20 protein-coding genes are annotated in these 20,808 nt (G+C 69.4%); 11 read left to right on the top strand and 9 right to left on the bottom strand.

All coding sequences use genetic code 11. The features are described 5' to 3' along the window. Positions 1-86: 86 nt before the first annotated feature. The gene (locus ABD235_RS12180) at positions 87-857 is read right to left on the bottom strand and encodes a hypothetical protein (protein ID WP_344173207.1); all 771 of its coding nucleotides are present in this window, start codon (positions 855-857) and stop codon (positions 87-89) included. 94 nt (positions 858-951) lie between these two features. Between ABD235_RS12180 and ABD235_RS12175 the strand changes: the two genes are divergently transcribed. The 3 genes from ABD235_RS12175 (at position 952) to ABD235_RS12165 (ending at position 3,590) form a co-directional block, all read left to right on the top strand. Next, complete coding sequence (locus ABD235_RS12175) at positions 952-1,443, top strand: MarR family winged helix-turn-helix transcriptional regulator (protein WP_344173205.1); 492 nt, start codon at positions 952-954, stop codon at positions 1,441-1,443. Between the two features lie 293 nt (positions 1,444-1,736). Continuing rightward, positions 1,737-2,549 (top strand): GNAT family N-acetyltransferase, encoded by an 813-nt coding sequence (locus ABD235_RS12170; protein ID WP_344173203.1) that lies wholly within the window; start codon positions 1,737-1,739, stop codon positions 2,547-2,549. Between the two features lie 84 nt (positions 2,550-2,633). Next, positions 2,634-3,590: a hypothetical protein gene (locus tag ABD235_RS12165; RefSeq protein WP_344173201.1), complete on the top strand. Its 957-nt coding sequence runs from the start codon at positions 2,634-2,636 to the stop codon at positions 3,588-3,590. A gap of 39 nt (positions 3,591-3,629) precedes the next feature. On the opposite strand, the gene ABD235_RS12160 is transcribed toward ABD235_RS12165, so the two are convergent. Beyond that, positions 3,630-4,217 (bottom strand): dihydrofolate reductase family protein, encoded by a 588-nt coding sequence (locus ABD235_RS12160; protein WP_344173199.1) that lies wholly within the window; start codon positions 4,215-4,217, stop codon positions 3,630-3,632. Positions 4,218-4,222: 5 nt separating this feature from the next. Beyond that, positions 4,223-5,035, bottom strand: coding sequence for a metalloregulator ArsR/SmtB family transcription factor (locus tag ABD235_RS12155; RefSeq protein WP_344173197.1), 813 nt, complete (start codon positions 5,033-5,035; stop codon positions 4,223-4,225). A gap of 123 nt (positions 5,036-5,158) precedes the next feature. Here ABD235_RS12155 and ABD235_RS12150 point away from each other — a divergent pair, with 123 nt between their 5' ends. Both ABD235_RS12150 and ABD235_RS12145 read left to right on the top strand, forming a co-directional pair. Next, a complete protein-coding gene (locus ABD235_RS12150) occupies positions 5,159-5,548 on the top strand; it encodes a YciI family protein (protein WP_344173195.1) in 390 nt (129 codons plus the stop codon). Between the two features lie 45 nt (positions 5,549-5,593). After that, positions 5,594-6,208, top strand: a complete 615-nt coding sequence (locus ABD235_RS12145; protein ID WP_344173193.1) for a class I SAM-dependent methyltransferase — start codon at positions 5,594-5,596, stop codon at positions 6,206-6,208. Here the strand turns inward: ABD235_RS12145 and ABD235_RS12140 are convergent. The 3 genes from ABD235_RS12140 to ABD235_RS12130 are packed head-to-tail and all read right to left on the bottom strand — an operon-like array spanning position 6,205 to position 8,216. Further along, positions 6,205-6,792 (bottom strand): GNAT family N-acetyltransferase, encoded by a 588-nt coding sequence (locus ABD235_RS12140; protein WP_344173191.1) that lies wholly within the window; start codon positions 6,790-6,792, stop codon positions 6,205-6,207. The two genes, ABD235_RS12145 and ABD235_RS12140, sit on opposite strands and share 4 nt — an antisense overlap. 10 nt (positions 6,793-6,802) lie before the next feature. Continuing rightward, positions 6,803-7,600 (bottom strand): SGNH/GDSL hydrolase family protein, encoded by a 798-nt coding sequence (locus ABD235_RS12135; RefSeq protein WP_344173189.1) that lies wholly within the window; start codon positions 7,598-7,600, stop codon positions 6,803-6,805. A gap of 19 nt (positions 7,601-7,619) precedes the next feature. Next, positions 7,620-8,216 (bottom strand): nitroreductase family protein, encoded by a 597-nt coding sequence (locus ABD235_RS12130; protein WP_344173187.1) that lies wholly within the window; start codon positions 8,214-8,216, stop codon positions 7,620-7,622. A 79-nt stretch (positions 8,217-8,295) separates the two neighbouring features. Between ABD235_RS12130 and ABD235_RS12125 the strand changes: the two genes are divergently transcribed. Continuing rightward, positions 8,296-11,487, top strand: a complete 3,192-nt coding sequence (locus ABD235_RS12125; protein ID WP_344173186.1) for a sacsin N-terminal ATP-binding-like domain-containing protein — start codon at positions 8,296-8,298, stop codon at positions 11,485-11,487. A gap of 133 nt (positions 11,488-11,620) precedes the next feature. Here ABD235_RS12125 and ABD235_RS12120 read toward each other — a convergent pair whose 3' ends face one another. The 3 genes from ABD235_RS12120 to ABD235_RS12110 form a co-directional block, all read right to left on the bottom strand. Further along, positions 11,621-12,205 (bottom strand): carboxymuconolactone decarboxylase family protein, encoded by a 585-nt coding sequence (locus ABD235_RS12120; RefSeq protein ID WP_344173183.1) that lies wholly within the window; start codon positions 12,203-12,205, stop codon positions 11,621-11,623. Further along, positions 12,202-13,998, bottom strand: a complete 1,797-nt coding sequence (locus ABD235_RS12115; protein WP_344173180.1) for an AfsR/SARP family transcriptional regulator — start codon at positions 13,996-13,998, stop codon at positions 12,202-12,204. The genes ABD235_RS12120 and ABD235_RS12115 overlap by 4 nt, the downstream gene beginning before the upstream one ends. A gap of 93 nt (positions 13,999-14,091) precedes the next feature. Beyond that, complete coding sequence (locus ABD235_RS12110; protein WP_344173178.1) at positions 14,092-14,907, bottom strand: class I SAM-dependent methyltransferase; 816 nt, start codon at positions 14,905-14,907, stop codon at positions 14,092-14,094. A gap of 346 nt (positions 14,908-15,253) precedes the next feature. On the opposite strand from ABD235_RS12110, the gene ABD235_RS12105 reads away from it, so the two are divergent. Genes ABD235_RS12105 through ABD235_RS12085 form a run of 5 tightly spaced genes read left to right on the top strand, consistent with a single transcriptional unit; the run spans position 15,254 to position 20,756 of the window. Further along, positions 15,254-17,089 (top strand): ABC transporter substrate-binding protein, encoded by a 1,836-nt coding sequence (locus tag ABD235_RS12105; protein ID WP_344173176.1) that lies wholly within the window; start codon positions 15,254-15,256, stop codon positions 17,087-17,089. Continuing rightward, positions 17,086-18,180 (top strand): ABC transporter permease, encoded by a 1,095-nt coding sequence (locus tag ABD235_RS12100; protein WP_344173174.1) that lies wholly within the window; start codon positions 17,086-17,088, stop codon positions 18,178-18,180. Before ABD235_RS12105 ends, ABD235_RS12100 begins: the two co-directional genes overlap by 4 nt. Positions 18,181-18,185: 5 nt before the next feature. Next, positions 18,186-19,061 carry an ABC transporter permease gene (locus ABD235_RS12095; protein WP_344173172.1) on the top strand — a complete coding sequence of 292 codons (876 nt, stop codon included), beginning with the start codon at positions 18,186-18,188 and terminating at the stop codon, positions 19,059-19,061. Continuing rightward, a complete protein-coding gene (locus ABD235_RS12090) occupies positions 19,054-19,872 on the top strand; it encodes an ABC transporter ATP-binding protein (protein WP_344173170.1) in 819 nt (272 codons plus the stop codon). Before ABD235_RS12095 ends, ABD235_RS12090 begins: the two co-directional genes overlap by 8 nt. After that, on the top strand, positions 19,869-20,756 hold the full coding sequence (locus tag ABD235_RS12085) for an ABC transporter ATP-binding protein (RefSeq protein WP_344173168.1): 888 nt from the start codon (positions 19,869-19,871) through the stop codon (positions 20,754-20,756). Before ABD235_RS12090 ends, ABD235_RS12085 begins: the two co-directional genes overlap by 4 nt. Positions 20,757-20,808 lie beyond the last annotated feature (52 nt).

The raw sequence follows: 20,808 nt of genomic DNA, 5'->3' as shown, positions 1-20,808 counted from the left end.
TGTCGGTGGAGCGGGGCGCGGCTGTTGTTGTTGTGAGGCGGGAGGTCTTGGAGAAGGTGGGCTCGAGACTAGTGCCTTGGGGTGAGCTACTGCTTGTGCAGTAGGGCGTTGGTTTGGGCTGCTACGTAGGTGAGGTTGAGCTGCTGGGCCCAGCGGTTGGTTTCGGTGGCTATGGCTTGGGCGGCTGTGGGGTTGCCCTCGTCGTTGGCCAGGACTGCTAGTAGGGCTTGCTGGGCGAGGGTGCCGGGGACGTGGCCGGCGGCTTGGCGTTGTTCGGTGGAGAGTTGCCAGTGGCGGCGGGCCTCGGTGAGGTTGCCGGCGGTGTGGGCGTGGTCGCCGAGGTGGCGGTGGGCGTAGGAGGCCTGGAGGGTGTCGCCGGTGGACTCGCAGAGGGCGAGGGAGTCCGTGTAGTGCTTGAAGGCTTCGTCGGGGAGGGTGTTGAGGTTGTCGGCGATGAGGCCTCGGTAGAAGAGGACGGCGGCACGGCGTGCGTCGTCGGGGGCCTCCGCCTGAAGGGCTTCGGCTTGTACGGCGAGGCCGCCGTCGGTGGTTGCGGCGGTGACGAGCTTGGTGAAGTAGGTGTTGCGGAGCCGGAGCATGGCGCGGTCCCACTTGAGGGTGGGGTCGGGGTGGGCGGCAAGAGCGTCCGCGAGGTCGGCCAGGGCCGTGGGGGAGTGGGTGGTGGATTGGGCAAAGTCCTGGTCCACGGCGATCTCGGCGAGAGCCAGTTGCAACTGAGGCCGCTCGGCGGGACTGACCTCGGTGGCCTGGAGAAGGGCGCGGGCCGCGTCCCACTGAGCGGCTCGGGCCAAGAGGGTGGCCGAGGTCAGGAGGTGGGCGAGTGGGGTTTCGGGCATGGGATGGGCCTCACTTCCGGAAGAGTAGGTCGCGACAGTATTTCGATGTCGAAAGGTTTGACAACTAAGCTTCACCGGCTGAACAATCCGACGGGTGAAGGATTCGATCGACGACCACGTCGCGCTGTGGTCCCGCGAGCAGGCCGATCTCGACGCGCGGGTCGAGGGGATCGTCGTCCGCATGCAGGTCCTGACGCGGCACCTGGACCGCAAGCGGGACGCGGTGCTGGCGTCGTACGGGCTGCAGTGGTGGGAGTTCAAGACGCTGCACATGTTGCGTCGCGGCGGTACGCCGTACCGAGCGACGCCCGGAGCGCTGGCCAAGCAGTTGAGCATGTCGCCGGCCGCGATGACGAATCGGCTCGACGCGCTGGAGCGGCACGGGTACGTCGTCCGCGGCCACGATCCCGACGACCGGCGCAAGGTCGTCGCGACGCTGACCAAGGCCGGGCGGGAGGTCTGGGAGCGCGGGATCGACGACATCCAGAAGCTGGAGCAGGACCTGGTCCGCGCGCTGCCGGTCAAGGACCAGGACGTGCTGGAGGACCTGCTGCGGCGACTCGTGAAGTCCACCGAGCAGGACTGACGTCAAGAACGCGCGCCCTGCTCCGACGTACCAGTGAAGGCGCCGCCACGGCGCCCTGAGCTGGAGGGCCGGACGATGGATCCGCTGAACCTGCTGGTCGCACGACAGAACGCCGCCGATCAGGTCCGGGAGACCGCTGAGAGCGGGAAGCCGAAGGACCGGTGCGAACCGGCGAAAGACGGGAAGCACGGTCCCGTCGTACAGGTCGGTTGGTGGCACCGGTTGGCCGTCCGTTGGAGGCACGCGCGGGAAATCGGGAGCGCCGCGACCCGGCGGCGTGTCACAGTCCTGCGGTGACGGACAAGACGCGAGACGAACAGATCGCCGAGCTGTTGGCGGCGTACGACGACCAGTTGCGCGGTGGCGCGGAGACCTCGGGCGTTCCGAGTACGACGGACGGCCCGGTGATCCGGGTCGAGTACCCGACCCGCGGCTTCGTGAGTTACCGCTCTCTCGAGGGTCTCGACGGCGCCGAGCTGGACGCGCTGATCGCCCGCCAGCGGGACTTCTTCGCCGCCAAGGGCCAGGCGATGGAGTGGAAGACGCGCGGCCACGACCTCCCGGCCGACCTGCCTGAGCGGCTGACCAAGGCCGGCTTCGTGCCGGAGGAGCGGGAGACGGTCGTGATCGCGGAGAGCGCGACCATCGCCGCTCGCCTGCAGGGCCGCGACGCGGTCGACGGCGTGACGATCCGCCGGACGACCGAGCTGAGCGACTTCGAGCGGATCGCCGCGATGGAGTCGACGGTGTGGGGTGAGGACTGGTCCTGGCTCACCGGCGACCTGGTCAGCCGGAACGCGGCCGGCCAGACCGACATCTACGTCGCGGAGGCCGACGGTGAGGTCGTGTCCGCGGCGTGGGCGGTGCACAAACCGAACACGGACTTCACCGGGCTGTGGGGTGGGTCGACGCTCGCGGAGTGGCGTGGCCGCGGGATCTACAAGGCGCTGGTCGCCGTACGGGCCGCTCGGGCCGTCGAGCTCGGGCACCGCTACCTCCAGGTCGACGCCTCCGACGACAGTTCGCCGATCCTGCAGCGGCTCGGGTTCCTGCCGGTCACCACGACCACGCCGTACGTCTTCACCCCGGCTGGTCACGGCCAGTAGCCGGTACGGCGGGTGCCGGAGATCTTCTGAGCCTGGCAGCCGGAGGTCTACGTTGGTACGGCGTTCAACTGATAAACAGGACAGGTGAACCAACTCCGCGCGCTGGGGATCTCTGGTCAGGCCGAGGCGATCTACCTCGATCTGATCGCGCGGGGTGCGCTCGACCATGCCGACCTGGTCGAGCGCCACGGCGCCGAGCTGGAGATCCCGCTCAGCGAGCTCGCCGCGATCGGGCTGGTCGAACGCTCCGACGACAAGGTCCTGCCGCAGCCGCCACACCTGGCGATGGAAGCGGTCGCGCAGCGGCGTACCAAGGAGGCCGAGCTGGCGCGGGAGAGCGCTTCCTTGCTCTCCGAGCTGTGGACCGCGGGCATCGGACAGCAGACGTACGTCGAACTGCTGCCGTCGCTGGAGGTCACCCGGTCGGTGATCAACTCCGTCCAGGTCGACGCGGAGCAGCGCGTGCGCGCGATGACGGTGGGCAACATCGCCGCACCGACGAACCCGCAGATCGTCGGCGGCCTGTTCGACGCGCTGGCCCGCGGGGTCACGTACGAGGTCATCTACGGCACCCGCGTGCTGCAGGACCCGGACGCGCTCCGGATGGTCCAGCAGTGCGTCGACGCCGGTGAACAGGCCCGCGTCTTCCCGGACATCCCGCTCAACCTGACCATCGTGGACGACCGCTGGGCGTTGCTCGCGGCCCGTACGACGGTCGGTGAGATCGTGAACTCCGCGGCGATGGTCGTGCACCACTCGCCGTTCCTGACCGGCCTGGTCGGCATCTTCGACGCGCTGTGGCGCGTGTCGGTGCCGATCACCGGCGGTACCGAGAACACCGAGGCGATCGGCGCGCCCGCGCTGGAGACGAAGCGCCTGCTGACCTACCTGAGCGCCGGGCTGACCGACGAGTCGATCGCGCGCGAGTTCGGTGTCAGCGAGCGGACGATCGCCCGCCGGATCAGCCGGCTGCAGGAGGTGCTGGGGGCCCAGACCCGTTTCCAGCTCGGCGTTCAGGCTTCGCGGCAGAACTGGCTCTGACCCGGGATCGTCGGAACGGTCGATGCCAGAGGCAACGGTTCAGCGGATCCGGTCGTAGACCACCGCGAGCTCGCCGAGGTCGCCGGCCTCGTGGTACGACAGCTTCCACTTCGTCGCCGGCAGCCCGTCGTCGAACAGCCGCGCGCTCCCGCCGACGATCTCGGGCACGACCGTCAGGTACAGCCGGTCGATCAGGTCGGCCGCGAGCAGCGGCTTGATGATGCTGGAGCTGCTGTTGACGAGAATGTCGCCCTCGCCGTTCGCCTTCAGCTCGGTGAGCACCTCCGCGGCCGGCGCGTTGACCAGCCGGGTGCGCTCCCACGGCGCCTCGGCCAGCGTGGTGGAGAAGACGACCTTCTCCACGTCGGTCAGCCACTTCGCGTACCCGCGGTCGCGCGGGTCGGCGTTCTCGTCGGCGGCCACCGACGGCCAGAAGTCGAGGAACCCCTCGGCGTTGAGCCGGCCGAGTACGGCGGTGGTCGCGTTCTCCCACATCCGGCTCATCTGGTCGCGGGCGACGTTCGAGGTCACGTACGGCGCGATGGCGGCGAAGTCGGCGGGCCCGCCGGCGCCGTGGTAGCGCCCGTCGAGGGTGAGGGCCAGGTTCGCGGTGACGGTTCGGGTCATGTCGGTCAGTCCTTCGTCGTGGTGGCGGAAGAGACGGCGGCGTCCAGGTGATCGAGCACCTGTCCCCAGCCGGTGCCGATGCCGGCGATGTACGGGACGGCCTCGACGGTCGTCTCGGTGATGCGCAGGTCGAGTCGCAGCCGGGTGCCCCGCGGGTCGGCAGCGAGCGTCAGGGCGTAGTCGGAACTGAAGGAGATCGCGCTCTCCGCGTCGAGAACGGAGAGGGTGAAGCCGAGCTGCTCGGGTTCCCGTACGGCGTGGACGGTGCCTTCGGAGCGGTACCGCCGGCCTGCGGCGTCGGCGTACTCGAGGACGGAACGCCCGCCGACCGTCGGCTCGATGCCGCAGTCGACCACCTTCATCGACGGCGGCGCCCACCACGAGGCGAGGAGAGCCGGATCGGTCCAGTGCTGCCAGACGACGTCCACCGGCGCGGGCAGCAGCCGCTCGAACGAGAAGACCCTGCCGTCGGCCCAGCGGTCGCTGTCGGCGATCGCGGTCTCCGCCTCGATGGCGGCGCGGTAGCGAGCGATCACGTCCCGCTCGCCGGAGTGGGCGACGGTGGTGTCGACCAGTTCGTTCAGGCGGCGTACGAGGAGCTGCAGCGGCTCGGTCTCGAGCGCGTAGACCCGGCGTTGGCCGAGGGGGAAGACGGTCACGAGCCCTGCCTTGGCCAGCGTCTGGAGGTGCTTGGTGGTCTGCGGCTGCCGCAGCCCGGTCAGCTCCGCCAGCTCGCCGACCGATCGAGGGCGCTCGGCCAGCAGTTCGACCAGGCGCCAGCGGGCGCCGTCTCCGAGAACTGCCGCGATCTGTTCCATGCCTGGAGTATTCACTGATCGGAATATTCTTGTCAACGAATATCTTGCCCTGTCGAGAATGGGAGAGTGGCTCCGACGTTGCTGACGGAGGCGCCGAGTGGCGTCTGATCAGGAGGAGCTGGGATGAAGTACATGCTGCTGATCCACGCGAACAAGCAGGGCTGGGACGAGATGCCCGGGCAGTGGACGGAGGACGACGTCAAGGCGATGGTCGGCTACATGGACGACCTCAACCGGGACCTGCAGGAGGCCGGCGAGATGGTCGAGGGCCGCGGGCTGGCCGGGCCCGACCAGATGAAGAACGTCCGCGCCGGCGACGACGGCGAGCCGATCGTCACCGACGGTCCGTTCACCGAGACCAAGGAGGTCCTGGCCGGCTACTGGGTGGTCGACGTCGCGAGCGAGCAGCGCGCGCTGGAGATCGCTCTCCGGATCTCCCAGGCGCCTGGCCCCGGCGGCCGTCCCACCAACCAGAACGTCGAGGTCCACCCCGAGGGCCAAGCTCCCGCCTGACAACTCGCTCGCCTTCGTGGTTGAGCGTGGCTAGCGTCGACGTCCATGGACCCGAAGGAGATCGTCCGGCGTGGGTACGACGCGTTGTCGGAGCGGTACGACGAGGCGTACGGCGGGGAGTCGAAGTACCGGGCCTGGATCGACCGGCTGCTGGACCAGCTCGACGCCCACAGCCGCGTCCTCGACGTCGGCTGCGGGAGCGGTCTCCCGCTCGCTCGTGAACTCGCGCGCGCCGGGCACGCGGTCACTGGGGTCGACATCAGTGAGGTGCAGATCCGGCGAGCCCGGGAGCTGGTGCCGGAGGCCGAGTTCGTCCAAGCCGATGCGGCCTCGCTCGACTTTCCGGCCGAGTCGTTCGACGCCGTGGTGTCGTTCTACGCGCTGATTCACCTGCCGCAGGACGAGCAGGAGGAGTTGCTGCGGAAGGTCGCTGGGTGGTTGCGGCCGGGTGGCTGGTTCGTCTGTACGACGGGCGAGCAGGCTTGGACCGGTGTCGACGGGGACTGGCTCGACAGTGGAGTGAGCATGTGGTGGAGTCACGCGGATGCCGACACCAACCGCGGGTGGATCACGGGAAGCGGTCTGGTGGTGGAGGAGCAGGAGTTCGTGCCGGAAGGTGCGGGCGGGCACATGCTGTTCTGGGCGCGGCGGCCCTTCTAGGGCTGGGGTTTGCGGTACATCGCCCAGTGGGTCGGGCCGTCGCCGGGAAGCTCAACCTCGCCGAGGACGGTGAAGCCGAGGGAATCGTAGAAGGTGACGTTCTCGGGCGTCTGGGTCTCGAGGTAGACGGGGGAGCGCTCCTCGTCGGCGTGGGCCAGGCCGGGGCCGATCACGGCGCGGCCGAGGCCTTGGCCCTGGTGATCGGGGTGGACGCCGATCATGCCGAGGATCCACAGCGGTTCGGCCGGGCGGAGGATCGCCATCGCCTGGCCGACCGCTTCCATCGGGAGAGCGCGATCTCCGGCGATCTCGCGGAACTGCTCGGCGTACGGCGCGAAGACCTCACGCGGTGTCCGCGGGGTCGTCCAGACGGCGACGGCGTTGTGGTCGGCGCTGGTCCAGACCCGGCCGTGCTCGAGCCCGATCCCGGTGACGAACAACCGGTAGTAGCGCTCCAGCCGATCGAGGTACCCGTCGGCGGCGATGGCCAGGCGTGACATCGGGTAGTCCTCGAACGCGCGGACCAAGGTCTGGACGATCGGCTCGACATCACTGTCCTCAGCAAGCCGGATCTGGGCTCCCATGCCCAACAGCCTACTGAGCCTGCAAGTGCTGTACGACGTGCTCGGCGACGGCCGCCATGCCGGCCTCGTTCGGGTGGTACGGGACGACGCCGCCGAGGCTCGGCGGGCGGAGGGTGAAGCCGGTCGTCCACGGCTCGGCCGAGCCGACCGCGTGTTCCTTGCTCAGCGCGGAGACCGCGACCAGTTCCGCGCCCGACTTCTCCGCGGCCGTCGCGAAGACACCGGCCAAGCGGTCGGCCATCAGGGCGATGCTCGGGAGTTGTTCCTCGTTCAGCGGTACGTCGAGCCGCGGGCGGGTCGCGGGCCCGACGACCGCGAGGTAGTCGACGAGCAGGATCCGGGCCGAGGGAGCGCGATCCCGGATCTCGCGGACGATCTCGGCCAGCCGGCCGGCGGCCGCGTCGTACGCGCTGTCGTCGCGCAGGTAGCTGACCCGCGCGCGGATCCGGTTCGCGACGCGGCGGCCGAGGATCGTGGCCGGCTTGGCGAGCGTGTTCATCATGCTGCCGCGCACGAACGACCCGATGTACTCGAGATCGTTGCCGCCGGCCGTCACCGTGACCAGCGCGGTGTCGGGGCCGACGGCATCGATCTGCGGTGCCGCGTCGTCCTGCCGGTCGGTGAGCAGGTGCGCGGTCGTCGCGCCGGAGTACGTGACGTCGACCAGGTCGAGCCCGAGCCGCTCGGCGACCAGGTGCGGGTAGTTGCGCCCGGACCGGCCCGCGGCCTTGTCGAGCACGGGCGCGATGCCCGGCCCGGCCGCGAAGGAACTGCCGAGCGCGACGTACCGACTCCCAGGTGAGATCACACCCGCCAACCTACCGCTCTCAGCTGGTCCAGCGGCCTCGGTGGACCAGGTCGTCGACCGGCTTGCGGCGCTTGCTCAGGTTGCGCGGCGGTTCGTCGGAGTAGCCGATCGAGATCGCGCCGATCGGCATGAAGTTGTCCGGTACGCCGAACTGCTCGCGGTACACCGGGATTCGGTCGGCCGGCAGTCCGAAGAAGCACGCGCCGAGCCCCTCGTCGACCGCGGTCTGCAGGATCAGCAGCGCCGACATGCCCGCGTCGATGTCCCAGTACGGCACCGGCCACCAGTCTTCGGACCGGTCGTCGTGCCCTTTGTCCGGCTCGGCGTACCGGTCGAGGTAGGCGTCCTTGTTCGAGTGCACGACGATCAGCAACGGCGTCTCGACGTTCGCCGCCAGCCAGTTCTCCGGCTCGACGTCGGGCCGCGCCGAGTCCCGGAACCGCGCGATGTCCTCCTGGTTGTCGAGCACGAGGTACCCGAACCCCTGCGAGAACCCCGCCGACGGCGCCCGCAGCGCGTTGTCGAGAATCCGCTCGACGATCTCCTCCGGCACCGCCCGCCCCACGTCGTACCGCCGAACCATCCGCCGCCGCCGCACCACATCCTGAAAGTCCATGCGAGCAACGTACGTGCTCCCCACCCACTTCGGCACAGCAATTCCGCGCGCGGGTCCGCAGACGCATAGGCTCCCGTCCGTGAGTGAAGACTTCGGGAGTGCCGAGATCAGAGAGCGCGTTCTGGCCGGTTGGGTGGCGGCGCCGGTGCGGTTTCGGGAGGATGCGAACGCCGAGGAGGATCTGGCGCTCGGTGGGTACCTGGACCGGGTGGTGGTCGAGCTCGCGCAGAATGCGGCGGACGCGGCGGTGCGGGCCGGGGTGCCGGGGCGGGTGCGGTTCTCGTTGCGGGACCAGACGCTGGTTGTTGCCAACACCGGTACGCCGTTGACGGCGGCGGGGGTCGAGTCGCTGGCGACGCTGCGGGCGTCGGCGAAGCGGGACGACGACCTGGAGCGCTCGGGCGGGGATCTGCGGCAGTTGGACCCGCGGGCTGTTGCGGTGGGGCGGTTCGGGGTCGGGTTCTCGGCGGTGCTCGCGGTGACCGACGAGCCGGTGATCCTGTCGCGGAGCGGCGGGGTTCGGTTCTCGCGCGCTGACACGGCGGCCGCGGTGGCGGCATTGGCGTCGGACGGGCTGGATCTGGAGGTACGGCGGCGCGACGGGCAGGTGCCGGTGCTGCGGCTGCCGTTCGCGGCCGAGGGTGAGCCGCCGGCGGGGTTCGACACCGCGGTGATCCTGCCGCTGCGGGACGACGCCGCGCGTGAGCTCGTACGGCGGTTGCTCGCCGACGCCGGGGATCCGCTGCTGCTGGCGTTGCCCGGGCTGGAGCGGATCGAGATCGACGTCGACGGCGAGGAGCGGTTGCTCGCCGACGTCACCGAGCGCTGGACGGTACGCCGGGCCGCGGGCGTGCTCGACGAGGACGCGAGAGAGCGGTTGCTGGCGGATCGGCCGACCGAGGAACGAGCGCGGCCGTACTGGTCCGTGCTCTGGGCCTTGCCGCGCTCCGCCGACACCGACGTACCGCGAACGGTCTTCGCGCCGACGCCGACCGACGAGGCGCTGTCGCTGCCGGTGTTGCTGCTGGCAACCTTCCCGCTCGATCCGTCCCGGCGGCACGTTGCCAAGGGCCCGCTCACCGATCACCTGGTGGAGAAGGCCGCGCAGGCGTACGCGCGGTTGCTGCAGACGCAGGCCGAGGCGGGCGTGAACGTCCTCCCGCTGGTGCCGACGGGCTTGGCCGCCGGCGCATTGGATGGTGCTCTGCGCGACGAGATTTTGAAGATTCTGCCCACCACACCACTCCTCCAGGGACTTGAGCCCTCTGAGTTGGTAAGACCACGGGACGCGGTCGTGGTGCCGGGGGTCGACGAGGCGTTCGAGGTGGTGCTTGCCCCGATGGTGCCGGGCCTGGTGCGCGAGCGCCGGCAGGATCGGACGGCGCTGGAGGCCCTGGGCGTACGTCGCCTGGACCTGGCGGAGGTCGTCGATCAACTGGGTGCGGCGGGGGAGTCGCCCGAGTGGTGGCGCGAAACCTATGGAGCGCTCTCCGGGATGGTCACGGATCCCTTGCTGCGTGAGGCTCTCGGGACCTTGCCGGTCCCGTTGGCCGACGGCCGACTCGTCCGCGGCGTCCGTGGGCTGCTGCTGCCGGGACGGGAGCTGCCGAGCGACGTACTGGCGACCTTCGGCGAGTACGGCGTACGCGTCGTGCACCCGGACGCCGCGCACGAAACGCTGGAGCGCCTGGGAGCGCTCCCCGCGACTCCGCGCACGTTGCTCGAGGACAGCGCGGTCCGGACCGTTGTGGAGCACTCGGCCGACGCCGACGATCCCGAGCTGATCGCCGCGGCGGTGCTTGGCGTCGTCGCTGTCGATCCGAGTCAGGCCGACGGGCTGTGGTGGTTGTCCGACCTCGTCCTGCGCGACGCCGACGGCGAACTCGTCCCGGCCAACGCGCTGGTCATCCCCGGCTCCGAGGCCGAGGCGGTGCTGGACGCGGACGAGGTCGCACCGATCCACCACGACCTGCTGGACCGGTACGGCGTCGAGGCGCTCGGCGCGGTCGGCGTCCTCAGTTCGCTGGGCGTGGTCGCGGCCTCCGACGTCGTGCTCGACGAGTTGCCGGAGGTGCTGGCCGACCTCGACGGGATCGAGGATTGGGCCGACGATGTGGCGCCGGACGGTTCGCGGTACGGCGTGACCGTGGGCGAGTTGGTCGCCGTACGGGATCTGGACTGGATCACCGACGACGCGTGGCCGCGGGTGCTGGAGCTGTTCGGCACATCGCCCGAGCTGCGGCGCGCGCTGGTCGACCGGCCGCGCGTGGTCGGGCCGGACGATCGCGCGTACGGCGTACCGTCGTACGCGGCGTGGTGGATCAGAGAGCGCGTTCTCCTGGAGGACGGCGAGCCGCTGGCCGGCCGGGCTGATCCCGAGGTCGACCCGGTGCTGGCGAGTCTGCTCGATCCGGCGCCGGAGTGGACGGCGCGGCTGGATCCCGAGGTCCGGACCGCGGTCGGGTTGGTGCGGACGGTGGCCGACCTGGACGTCGACGGGGTCGGCGAACTGCTCGATAGGCTGGCGGATCCGCGGCGGGAGATCGGGGAGAGCGCGATCCTGAGCCTCTGGCAGCAGCTGGGGACGCTGACCGTCTTCCCGGACTCGGCGCCGGAGCAGGTGCGAGTCCTCGGCGGGCCGTCCGAGGCGGAGCATGCGCGAGCAGGCGACGCCGGCGAGAGCGCGGACGCTCCGGACTATGCCCGCGGGAGTGCAAATGCGCCGGACGACGCCCGCGGGAGCGCGGACGCTATGGACGGCGGAGTCGCGGATGCTCCGGACGGCGGATTCGCGGATGCTCCAGAAGAGGTGCTGAGCCTGGTGGTCGCGGCCGGCGACGCCGTGGTCGCGGATGCGCCGATGTGGTTGCAGCGCGAGGATCTGGGCGGGTTCGTGGTCGCGTACGGCGTGGTCGCCGACGGGCTGAGCGACCTGCTCGAGGTGCCGATGGCCGGGGAAGTTGCCGCAGGCAAGGTCGACGGCGTCGGTACGGCGGCCGACGTACCGGCGATCGTCCGGGAGCTGGTGCCGCAGGTTCCGGACACCTGGTGGGAGCACGAGGAGCTGACCGTCGACGGAATCGAGGTCTCGTGGTGGGTCAGCGAGGACGGCGCTCCCCACGCGGCGACGTTCAACGGACTCGCGAAGGCGCTCGCCTGGTCCGCCGGTCGCTGGGACCAGCGGCACGTCATCCTGGCGATCCTCAGCAACCCGACCCGCGCGTCCGAACTGAGGATCGACGCGACCTTCGATCCACCGCCGGCAAGCTGAGGTCGCCGGGGGAACAGGTCGAGGCGGCGCCGGCGGCGAAGGCGAGCGCCAGGTGGCCGGATGCCGTCCGGTGCAGCGAACGGCGGCCCGGCGGCCCCGTCCGGCACCGGACGCCCGCGCCCAGGCCCGGCGGTCAGGCCTCGTCCAGCGGGCGCCCCGTCGGTAGCGCATCGAGTACGGACGCGGGTGCCAGCTCGTGGTAGGCAGCGTCGGGCCGGACCCCGAGCGCGTCGTTGACGGTGGAGAAGGCCAGCCGTAACGCGACGAAGACCGTCAGACCGAAAATCTGACGATCGGTCCACCCGGCCTGCCGCAACGGCTCGAGGTCCTTGGCCGCAGTCGCGTTCGGATCCCGCGTGACCTGCCGCGCCCACGTCGCGAGCGCGACCTCCGCGGGGGAGAGCTGAGCGTCGTCACCGGTCAGTACGGCGGCCGCGTGCTCGGCCGAGCTCTCACCCGCGAGCTTGGTGCCCCAGGCAACAGAGCAGTAGCTGTCGCCCAGCGTCGACGCCATCGCGGTGATCAGCACCGCCCGGGTCCGGAAGTCGAGGTCGTGCTCCTTGACGACCGAGTCGACGAGCGCGAACAGCCCGTCCTTGAGCCCCGGCTGGTACGACCACAACCGGGTCAGGTTCATCACGAACCCGAGCTCGTCACGCTGGGCCGCGAAGCCCGCCAGGGTTGCGTCGTCCGGCTCGGGAAACGGTAGGAAGCTCATAGTCCCTCGAAGAGTTCGGTGAGATTCGGATTGTCGATCTCGGCGGCCATCAGGCGCGCCGAGTTGATTGCCTGGGCATCGCCCAGCCGGCCGAGATGCAGCTGGGCCCGTACGACGAGCTCCCGCAGGTCGCAGCGTGCGGCCAGCCCGGCCAGCTGGACCGCCAGCGGCCGAGCCCGCGCATGATCGCCCTGGTCGATCGCCGTACCAACGGCCGTGTCGAGCACGTGCGCGTGGACCCACTGGTACCGATCCGGCTCCCGGCTGGAGCGCCGAGCCGCTTGGTCGAGCCAGTGCACGACGCCCTGATAGTCCCCACGCTCGGCGGCGAGCAGACCGAGTCCGCGCGCCGAAATCCCTTCCCAGCAAGGGTCATTGACCTGGCACCCCAGCGCCCAGGCCTGCTCGAACCCCTCCGCCGCAGCGCCCACCTCCCCGGCGTACAGGTCAAGCTCGGCGAGCAGAGCCTGCGGCCACGGCAGGAACGCGACCCATCGTTGCTGCCTGACCAAGTCCAGCGACTGATCGACCACCGCACGGGCCTGGCTGTAGTCGCCGCGCAGCAGATGCGCCCGCCCGAGGATCGACAACGACCACGCCTGCTGCCGCGCATCCTCGCACCGGGCGGCCAACGCGGCCGACTCCGCGAGCTGCTGCAACGCCGCCGGGTAGTCGCCGAGGTCCGACGAGTTCATCCCCCGGACGCCGAGGACGGCCGCGTTCTCCGCATCCGTCTCCGCCAACGCTGAGGCGCGGGCGAGCCAGCTCTCGGCCGTCGTACGACGCCCGGCCTGCACCTCGACGAAAGCGAGCTGCCGGTACGCCGTGACCACGGTCGAACGGTCGCCGGCTCGTTCGGCGACGAGGATCGCCTCCTGGAGCGTGATCGCGCCCTCCTCGTCCTGCCCGCGGACCGCGTGCACGAGAGCACCGCCGAGAGCGACGAGAGCGCGTCCCTGCAACTCGGTGTCGCCGCACCGCGCCGCCTCAGAGACCGCTCTCCGAAGGCACTCCAGCCCGGACTCGACCACCCCGGCGGCGACCGCCGCGCGACCGGCCTCGAACGCGCTCAACGCTGCCGCCCGGCTCCCGACGAGACCGAGCGTCGGCCGCTGTTCCACCGTCGATGCCTGCCGCAGCGAGGCCGACGCCTCGATGCCCAGCTCGCGACGCAACATGTCCTCGCAGACCGCGACCTGCCGCAGAGCCGCCGGCCGATCGCCCGACACGGCGAGGCTCCGTACGAGCAACTCGTGATTGCCCTGCTCGAGAGGATTTGCTGCAACGGCCTTGCTGGCAAAGGGAATCGCGTCCTCGGCCCGACCCGCGGCGACCAGCCCGACGGCCGCCTCCCGCAGGCGGGACTCGACCGCCGAGGCCACCCGGTGCCGCTCGACCATCAGCCACGCCTCGAAGTCGGGGCAGTTGTCCAGCTGGACGCCTTCGAGCAGCTCACCGTCGACGTCCAGCAACTGGGCGGGATCTGTTGCCGAGAGCACCTGGAGCACGTCCACGCGCAGCAGGCCGTCGAGCGCGCTCGCCACGGGATCACCAGAGAGCGCTTCCCGTACGCCGAGCGCCCGGCGCAGCTCCGCCAGCGTCCAGCGCAGCGCGCCGAGCGGATCCTCCGCCTCCGCGAACAGCATCTCGGCCAGGCGTTTGCGCGTCGGCGGACGTTCCGCGAGCAGCACGTAGGCAAGCAGCGCCCAGCTCTTCCGCCCCCGCGGCGCCCGCACCGGTACGCCGTCGTACGCGATCGAAGGCCGCCCGAGCAGCCTGATCGTCCCCTCCATGACCCACCCCCGAGCCTCAGTGTGAACCCCCACCCCCACCCGTGTCACCGACCGGCGCCGTGCCCCCTCAGACCGGCGCCGGTCGACGGCGCCTCAGCGGCGGACGCCGACTGCTTCCAGGTACTCCGCGTGGGCGGCGATCGTGCCGTCGTCGGCCTGGTTGAAGTTGCGCGGTACGTCGGCCAACTCCGCCGCGAACTGCGCGCGGTCCGCCTCGGACAGCGTTGCCGCCAGCTTGGTGATCGGGCCGTAGAACTCACGGAACCACTCCGAGAAGTGCTCGGCCGAGTGGTAGCGGAACACGTACTCCCGCTTCTCCAACGCGGTCCACTCGACCCGGTCGCCGAACAGCTCGGCCAGGTGTTCCTCGGTGCCCCACAGCACGGCGGGCTTGACGCCGGCCGGCGGCGGCGCCCACTTGCCGACCACCTTGAACATCTGCCCGACCATCCCGCTCGGAGTCCAGCAGGAGAGCGCGATCTTGCCGCCGGGCTTGGTGACCCGGACCAGCTCGTCCGCGGCGCGCTGGTGGTCCGGCGCGAACATCACGCCGACCGTGCTGAGCACCAGGTCGAACGATTCGTCCGGCACCGGCAGGTTCTCCGCGTCGCCCTCGGTGAAGGTGACCGGCAGGTGCTCGGCGGCCGCGCGGTCGCGCCCCTGCTCGAGCAGGTTGGTGGCGTAGTCGATGCCGGTCGCGTCGGCGAACCGGCGAGCGGCCGCGAGTGCGGCGTTGCCCTGACCGCAGGCGACGTCCAGCGCGCGGTGCCCGGCCCGTACGTCGGCCGCCTCGACCAGCAGCTCGGCGATGATCTGCAGCGTGTTGCCCACCCGCGGGTAGTCGCCGGTCTGCCACCCTGCGCGCTGCTTGTCCTTGATCGCCTCGAAATCGACGGTGGTACTCGTCATGCGTTCCCCCTGGATCGTCCCCAGAACTGTTGTGGTGACCCCAGACAACCCAGCCACCGTGTGACGACGCGTGTGACAGCGCGCAGGCCCCGACGATTTACGGAGCGCGAACCATCGTTGTCAGCGGTTGGTATATCCACTGAGCAGCGGAAACCGGTCAATTCGCCAAGCTGGGCAGCGAAGTCTTGCCATCGTTGTCATCGCTACCTATAGTCCGGGAAACGTTTCAATCGGTGACATCGGCTGTCGGGCAAGCGAAACGGAGATGCCTTACGTCACACCGGCCGGACGCGCCGCAGCGCGCCGGCCGAGGCCGAGCCACCCTCGGATCGAAGGAGATCCGATCGTGAACGAAGCACCCCGCCCGCAGTTCGAGGACGTCGCCGAGGTCGTGCGGCACCAGCTGAGTCGCCGCAGTCTGGTCGGGGGAGGTGCCGCCCTGGGACTGTCCGGTCTGCTGGCCGCCTGTTCCGGCGGCGGCGGTTCGTACTCCGACAAGCCCGCCAACAAGCCGGCCGCCACCAAGTCGGTGCAGATCGGCAAGGCGAACATTCCCACGCCGCGCGACCAGACGGTCGTGATCGGCCAAGTCGAGTACAACGTCTTCGACAGCTTCAACACGATGATCCCGAACGGCTGGCAGTCCGGCGCCGGGTTCGAGTCGATCTGCCGCGAGGCGATGTTCTACCTCAACCTGGCCAACGGCGAGCTGAAACCGTGGCTGTGCACGGGCTACGAGTACAACGCCGACCACACCGAGCTGACCTTCAAGTTCGACCCGAAGGCCAAGTGGAGCGACGGCAAGCCGCTGACCGCGAACGACTTCAAGTTCACCGTGCTGCTGCTGAAGGACCGCAAGGACCTGTTCGGCGGTGGCGGGGACCTGGCCGAGTTCGTCCAGTCGATCGACGTACCGGACGCCCAGACCGCGGTGATGAAGCTGAAGAAGCCCGGTCCGCGGATGCACTACAACTTCATCGCGGCGATCGCGAGCGCGTTCGACATCCTGCCCGAGCACGTCTGGAAGGGTCAGGATCCGACCAAGTTCAAGGAGAACCCGCCGACCCGCAGCGGCCCGTACAAGCTGAAGCAGACGATCCGCAGCCAGCGGATGTTCGTCTGGGAGAAGAACCCGGAGTACTGGGCCAAGGAGCAGCTGGACCCGGCGCCCCAGTACGTCGTGTACCAGAGCACGGCCAAGCAGCTGGATTCGGCGGCGCTGGCCTTCGAGCGCGCCGAGTTCGACGTCGGCTCCATCGACGAGCAGCACGCCAAGCAGCTGCGCAACACCGGCTACCCGGCGATGGTCACCACCCAGTTCCACGACCCGAACCCGCGGATCATCTGGCCCAACTGCGACCCGGCCCGGGGCGTGATCGCCGAGCCCAAGATGCGCCAGGCGATCAACTACCTGATCGACCGGGAGAAGATCGGGAACTCGATCTGGCCGGTCAAGGTGCCGCCGGCGATCTACCCGTGGGCGGACTACCCGAGCAACGACCCGTGGAAGAACGACGCGCTGGCCGAGAAGTACAAGTTCGAGTACAGCCCGGACAAGGCCAACGCGCTGCTCGACGAGATCGCGCCGAAGAACGCGGCCGGCAAGCGGACCTACAAGGGCAAGGAGATCAACCTCGAGATCATCACCGCCTCGCCGGTCGACGGTGCCGAGTACGCGATCGCCAACGTGATCAAGACCGACCTCGGCAAGGCCGGCGTCCCGGCGACCCTGCGCAGCCTGAGCGGTCCCGTGCACAGCGAGAAGTTCGAGCGCGGCGAGTACGACCTGGACTCCAACTGGGACGGCTTCGCCTTCGACCCCCAGCAGCTGTACACCAACTGGACCAGCGACAAGGCGCAGCCGATCGGCAAGAACGCGGCCGGCAAGAACAAGCAGCGCCTGAAGAACCCCGAGCTGGACGAGGTGTCGGCCAAGCTCGCCGTGCTGGACCCGAAGAGCGCCGAGGCCAAGCCGTTGCTGGACAAAGCGCTGGAGATCTACTTCACGCAACTGCCGCTGATGCCGGTGATCCAGACCGGTTACCCGTCGTACTTCAACACCACGTTCTGGACCGGCTGGCCGACCGACGACGACCTGTACCAGGTGCCGTTGAACTGGTGGTCGCACTTCATCTTCGTGCTCGGGAGGCTGAAGGCGACCGGCCAGAAGGGCCCGGCGTGACCGCGACCGCGCCGTCCGCGACCGTTGTGGAGGAGAGCGCCGAGAGCGCTCCCTCCCGCGGTCTGCGGCCCTGGCTGGCGCGGCACCCGCTGGCGGCGTACGCGATCCGGCGGTTCGGCCTGTACCTGGTCGAGCTGTGGGGCGCGCTGACGATCGCGTTCTTCTTCTTCCGGATGATCCCGGGCGACCCGATCCAGACGCTGATCCAGACCCTGCAGCAGAACTACGTGTACAACCAGGCGGCCAGTACGGAGGTGATCGCGCGCTACCAGGCCGAGTTCGGGCTCGACGGCAACATCTTCGTCCAGTACCTGAAGTACATGCAGAACCTGATCTTCCACGGCGACCTCGGGCCGTCGCTGATCAACTACCCGACCCCGGCCCAGGACGTGATCCTGCGGTCGTTGCCGTGGACCATCGGCCTGCTCGGCATGGCCGCGGTGATCAGCTGGGTGCTCGGGGTGCTGATCGGCGCGATCGCCGGCTGGCGGCGCGGCAAGCTCGGGTCGACGATCATCACGAACCTGTCGATCGCGCTGTCGCACGTGCCGTTCTTCTTCGTCGCGCTGATCCTGGTCTACGTGTTCGCCTACAGCCTCGGCTGGCTGCCCGCGCGGTCGGCGTACGACTCGACGATCAGTCCGGGGTTCAGCCCGGAGTTCGTCGGGAGCGTGATCAAGTACGGGTTCCTGCCGGCGATGTCGATCGTGCTGATCGGGACGTTCAGCTGGATCCTGTCCACCCGGATGCTGATGGTCCCGGTGCTCGGCGAGGACTACCTGGTGTACGCCGAGGCGAAGGGCCTCAAGCCGTGGCGGATCCTGACCCGGTACGCGCTGCGCAACTGCTACCTGCCGCAGATCACCGCGTTCGGCATCTCGCTCGGCTTCATCTTCAACGGCAACGTGCTGGTGGAGCAGCTGTTCAACTACCCGGGCCTGGGATCGACGCTGGTGACGGCGATCCAGCAGCTCGACTTCAACACGATCCTGGGCGTCACCGACATGGCGATCTTCTCCGTGCTCACCGCCGTCCTGCTGCTCGACCTCCTGCTGCCCCTGCTTGACCCGCGCGTCAAGTACTGGAAGTGATCGCGATGAGACTACTGACCGCGACCGGACACACGATCCGGCACAGCCCGCGACTGGCGACCGGCCTGGCCCTGCTGGCGGCGATGATCCTGCTGGCCGTCTTCAGCCCGCTGATCGTCGATGCCGTCGGCAACGGCAAGGACCCGCTGGAGTTCGCGGCGTACGAGAAGTGGCTGGTGCCGGGGCCCGGCCACCTGCTCGGCACCGACCAGTTCGGCCGGGACGTGCTGGCGATGGTGGTCAGCGCGACCTCGGTCTCGCTGCAGATCGGGGCGATCGCCGGCGTGATCTCGACCGTGGTCGGCGTGATCGTCGCGTTCGTGGCCGGCTACAAGGGCGGCTGGGTGGACGGCGTGCTGTCCACCTTCACCGGCATCCTGCTGGTGATCCCGACGTTCCCGCTGCTGATCGCGCTCTCGGCGTACGCCAAGAACGTCAGCCTGTTCCAGGTCGGGGTGATGATCTCGATCTTCAGCTGGCCGTTCGCGGCCAAGACGATCCGGTCCCAGGTGCTCAGCCTGCGGTCACGCCCGTACGTCGACCTGGCGCGGGTGAGCAAGGCCCGCGACCTGGAGATCATCGTCACCGAGCTGCTGCCGAACCTGCTGCCGTTCATCGGCGTCGGGTTCGCCTCGTCGGCGCTCGGCGCGATCTTCGGCCTGGTCGGCCTGGAGGTGATCGGGCTCGGACCCGGTGGCGTGATCGACCTCGGGCAGATCATCTTCAACGCGATCAACACCGGCGCGCTGACCCTCGGCGCCTGGCCGATGTTCGTGGTCCCGATCGTGCTGCTGACGTTGCTGTTCGCGGCGCTGAACATGATCAACATCGGGCTCGAAGAGGTCTACAACCCGCGGCTGAGAGGAGTGGCCGGTGAGTGACGACGACGTCGTGCTGGAGATCTCGGGCCTGGAGGTCGCGTACTCCACCACCAAGGGCGAGGTGAAGGCCGTCTCCGGCCTCGACCTCGCCGTACGGCGAGGAGAGATCCTCGGCATCGCGGGGGAGTCCGGCAGCGGCAAGAGCACGCTGGCCGTCGCGCTGCTCCGGCTGCTCAAGCCGCCGGGCAAGGTCACGGCGGGGAGCGCGATCTTCCGTCCCCGCGGGCGTTCTCCGGTCGACCTGCTGAAGGTCGACGGCGAGGAGCTGCGGGTACTGCGCTGGAGCGCGCTCTCCTACCTGCCGCAGGGATCGATGAACTCGCTGAACCCGGTGATGCGGATCGGCGACCAGTTCCGCGACGTGATCCTGGAGCACGCGCCGGAGCGCAAGAGCACGCTCTCCGAGCTGGTCCCGCGGCTGCTCGCTCAGGTCGGGTTGGACGCCGACGTCGCGCGGATGTACCCGCACGAGCTGTCCGGCGGGATGAAGCAGCGCGTGCTGATGGCGATCTGCGTCGCGCTCGAACCCGACCTCGTGATCGCCGACGAGCCGACCACCGCGCTCGACGTGACGATCCAGCGGGTGATCCTGCAGAGCCTGGTCGACCTGCAACGCGACTTCGGCGTCACGCTGGTGGTGATCTCGCACGACATGGGCGTGCACGCGCAGCTGGTGGACCGGGTCGCGGTGATGTACGAGGGCCGGCTGGTCGAGGTCGGCGACGTACGGCAGGTCTACAAGCAGCCGAAGCACGAGTACACCCGGCAGCTGATCGAATCGATTCCGCGGCTCGGCAGGAGGGCATCGTGACCAAGACGATCGAGCTCAGGGGCGTCCAGCAACGGTTTCACGCCCGCGGCGCGGCCGGCGGCTACCTGACCGCCGTCGAGGACGCGAGCTTCACGCTCTCCCCGGAACCGCCGCAGGTGGTCAGCCTGGTCGGCCAGAGCGGCAGCGGCAAGAGCACCATCGCGCGCAACGTGCTCGGCCTGCAGAAGCCGACCAGCGGCACGATCACGTACGGCGGCAAGGACATCTTCAAGCTCGACCGGGCCGAGTACGACGACTACCGCCGCAACGTGCAGCCGGTCTTCCAGGACCCGTACGCGATCTTCAACCCCTTCTACCGGGTCGACCGGGTGCTCTGGAAGGCGGTCAAGAAGTTCAAGCTGGCCACGAGCCAGGCCGAGGGCCTCGCGTTGATCGAGCGCTCCCTGGAGGCCGTGAAGCTGGAGCCGGAACGCGTTCTCGGCCGGTACCCGCACCAGCTGTCCGGTGGCCAGCGGCAACGGGTGATGCTGGCCCGGATCCACATGCTCCGGCCCGCCTTCGTGATCGCCGACGAACCGGTGTCGATGCTCGACGCCCAGGTCCGCCGGCTGTTCCTCGACATCCTGCTGGACTTCCAGCGCGAGCACGGCATGACGACGCTGTTCATCACCCACGACCTCTCGACGGTCTACTACCTCGGCGGCCAGGTGATGGTGATCAACCGCGGCAGGATCGTTGAACGAGGCCCCGTCGACACCGTCATGCACGAACCGTCCCACCCGTACACGCGGCTGCTGCTGGACTCGATTCCACAACCCGACCCCGACCTGCGCTGGACCGGGCGGATCGAGGTCGACGAATGGTCCGGCACGGCCGAGGCCGGGACGCCGAAAGCCAGTGCGCCGGAGACCCCGATCATCTGAACGACGTATTGAGTCGGGGTCCGGCGGCCATTAATTCGGGGTCGCCAGGGCT

Source organism: Kribbella lupini (genome assembly GCF_039529595.1).
Lineage (GTDB): Bacteria > Actinomycetota > Actinomycetes > Propionibacteriales > Kribbellaceae > Kribbella > Kribbella lupini.
The sequence above is the reverse complement of the archived record's forward strand: the minus strand, read 5'-3'. Positions and strand labels throughout refer to the sequence as shown.

Excerpts from the sequence above, each read along its gene's own strand:
- ABD235_RS12145 (WP_344173193.1), top strand. The coding sequence starts at position 5,594 with ATGGACCCGAAGGAGATCGTCCGGCGTGGGTACGACGCGTTGTCGGAG.
- ABD235_RS12115 (WP_344173180.1), bottom strand. The coding sequence starts at position 13,998 with ATGGAGGGGACGATCAGGCTGCTCGGGCGGCCTTCGATCGCGTACGAC.
- ABD235_RS12155 (WP_344173197.1), bottom strand. The coding sequence starts at position 5,035 with ATGGAACAGATCGCGGCAGTTCTCGGAGACGGCGCCCGCTGGCGCCTG.
- ABD235_RS12140 (WP_344173191.1), bottom strand. The coding sequence starts at position 6,792 with ATGGGAGCCCAGATCCGGCTTGCTGAGGACAGTGATGTCGAGCCGATC.
- ABD235_RS12150 (WP_344173195.1), top strand. The coding sequence starts at position 5,159 with ATGAAGTACATGCTGCTGATCCACGCGAACAAGCAGGGCTGGGACGAG.
- ABD235_RS12180 (WP_344173207.1), bottom strand. The coding sequence starts at position 857 with ATGCCCGAAACCCCACTCGCCCACCTCCTGACCTCGGCCACCCTCTTG.
- ABD235_RS12110 (WP_344173178.1), bottom strand. The coding sequence starts at position 14,907 with ATGACGAGTACCACCGTCGATTTCGAGGCGATCAAGGACAAGCAGCGC.
- ABD235_RS12130 (WP_344173187.1), bottom strand. The coding sequence starts at position 8,216 with ATGGACTTTCAGGATGTGGTGCGGCGGCGGCGGATGGTTCGGCGGTAC.
- ABD235_RS12160 (WP_344173199.1), bottom strand. The coding sequence starts at position 4,217 with ATGACCCGAACCGTCACCGCGAACCTGGCCCTCACCCTCGACGGGCGC.
- ABD235_RS12120 (WP_344173183.1), bottom strand. The coding sequence starts at position 12,205 with ATGAGCTTCCTACCGTTTCCCGAGCCGGACGACGCAACCCTGGCGGGC.
- ABD235_RS12095 (WP_344173172.1), top strand. The coding sequence starts at position 18,186 with ATGAGACTACTGACCGCGACCGGACACACGATCCGGCACAGCCCGCGA.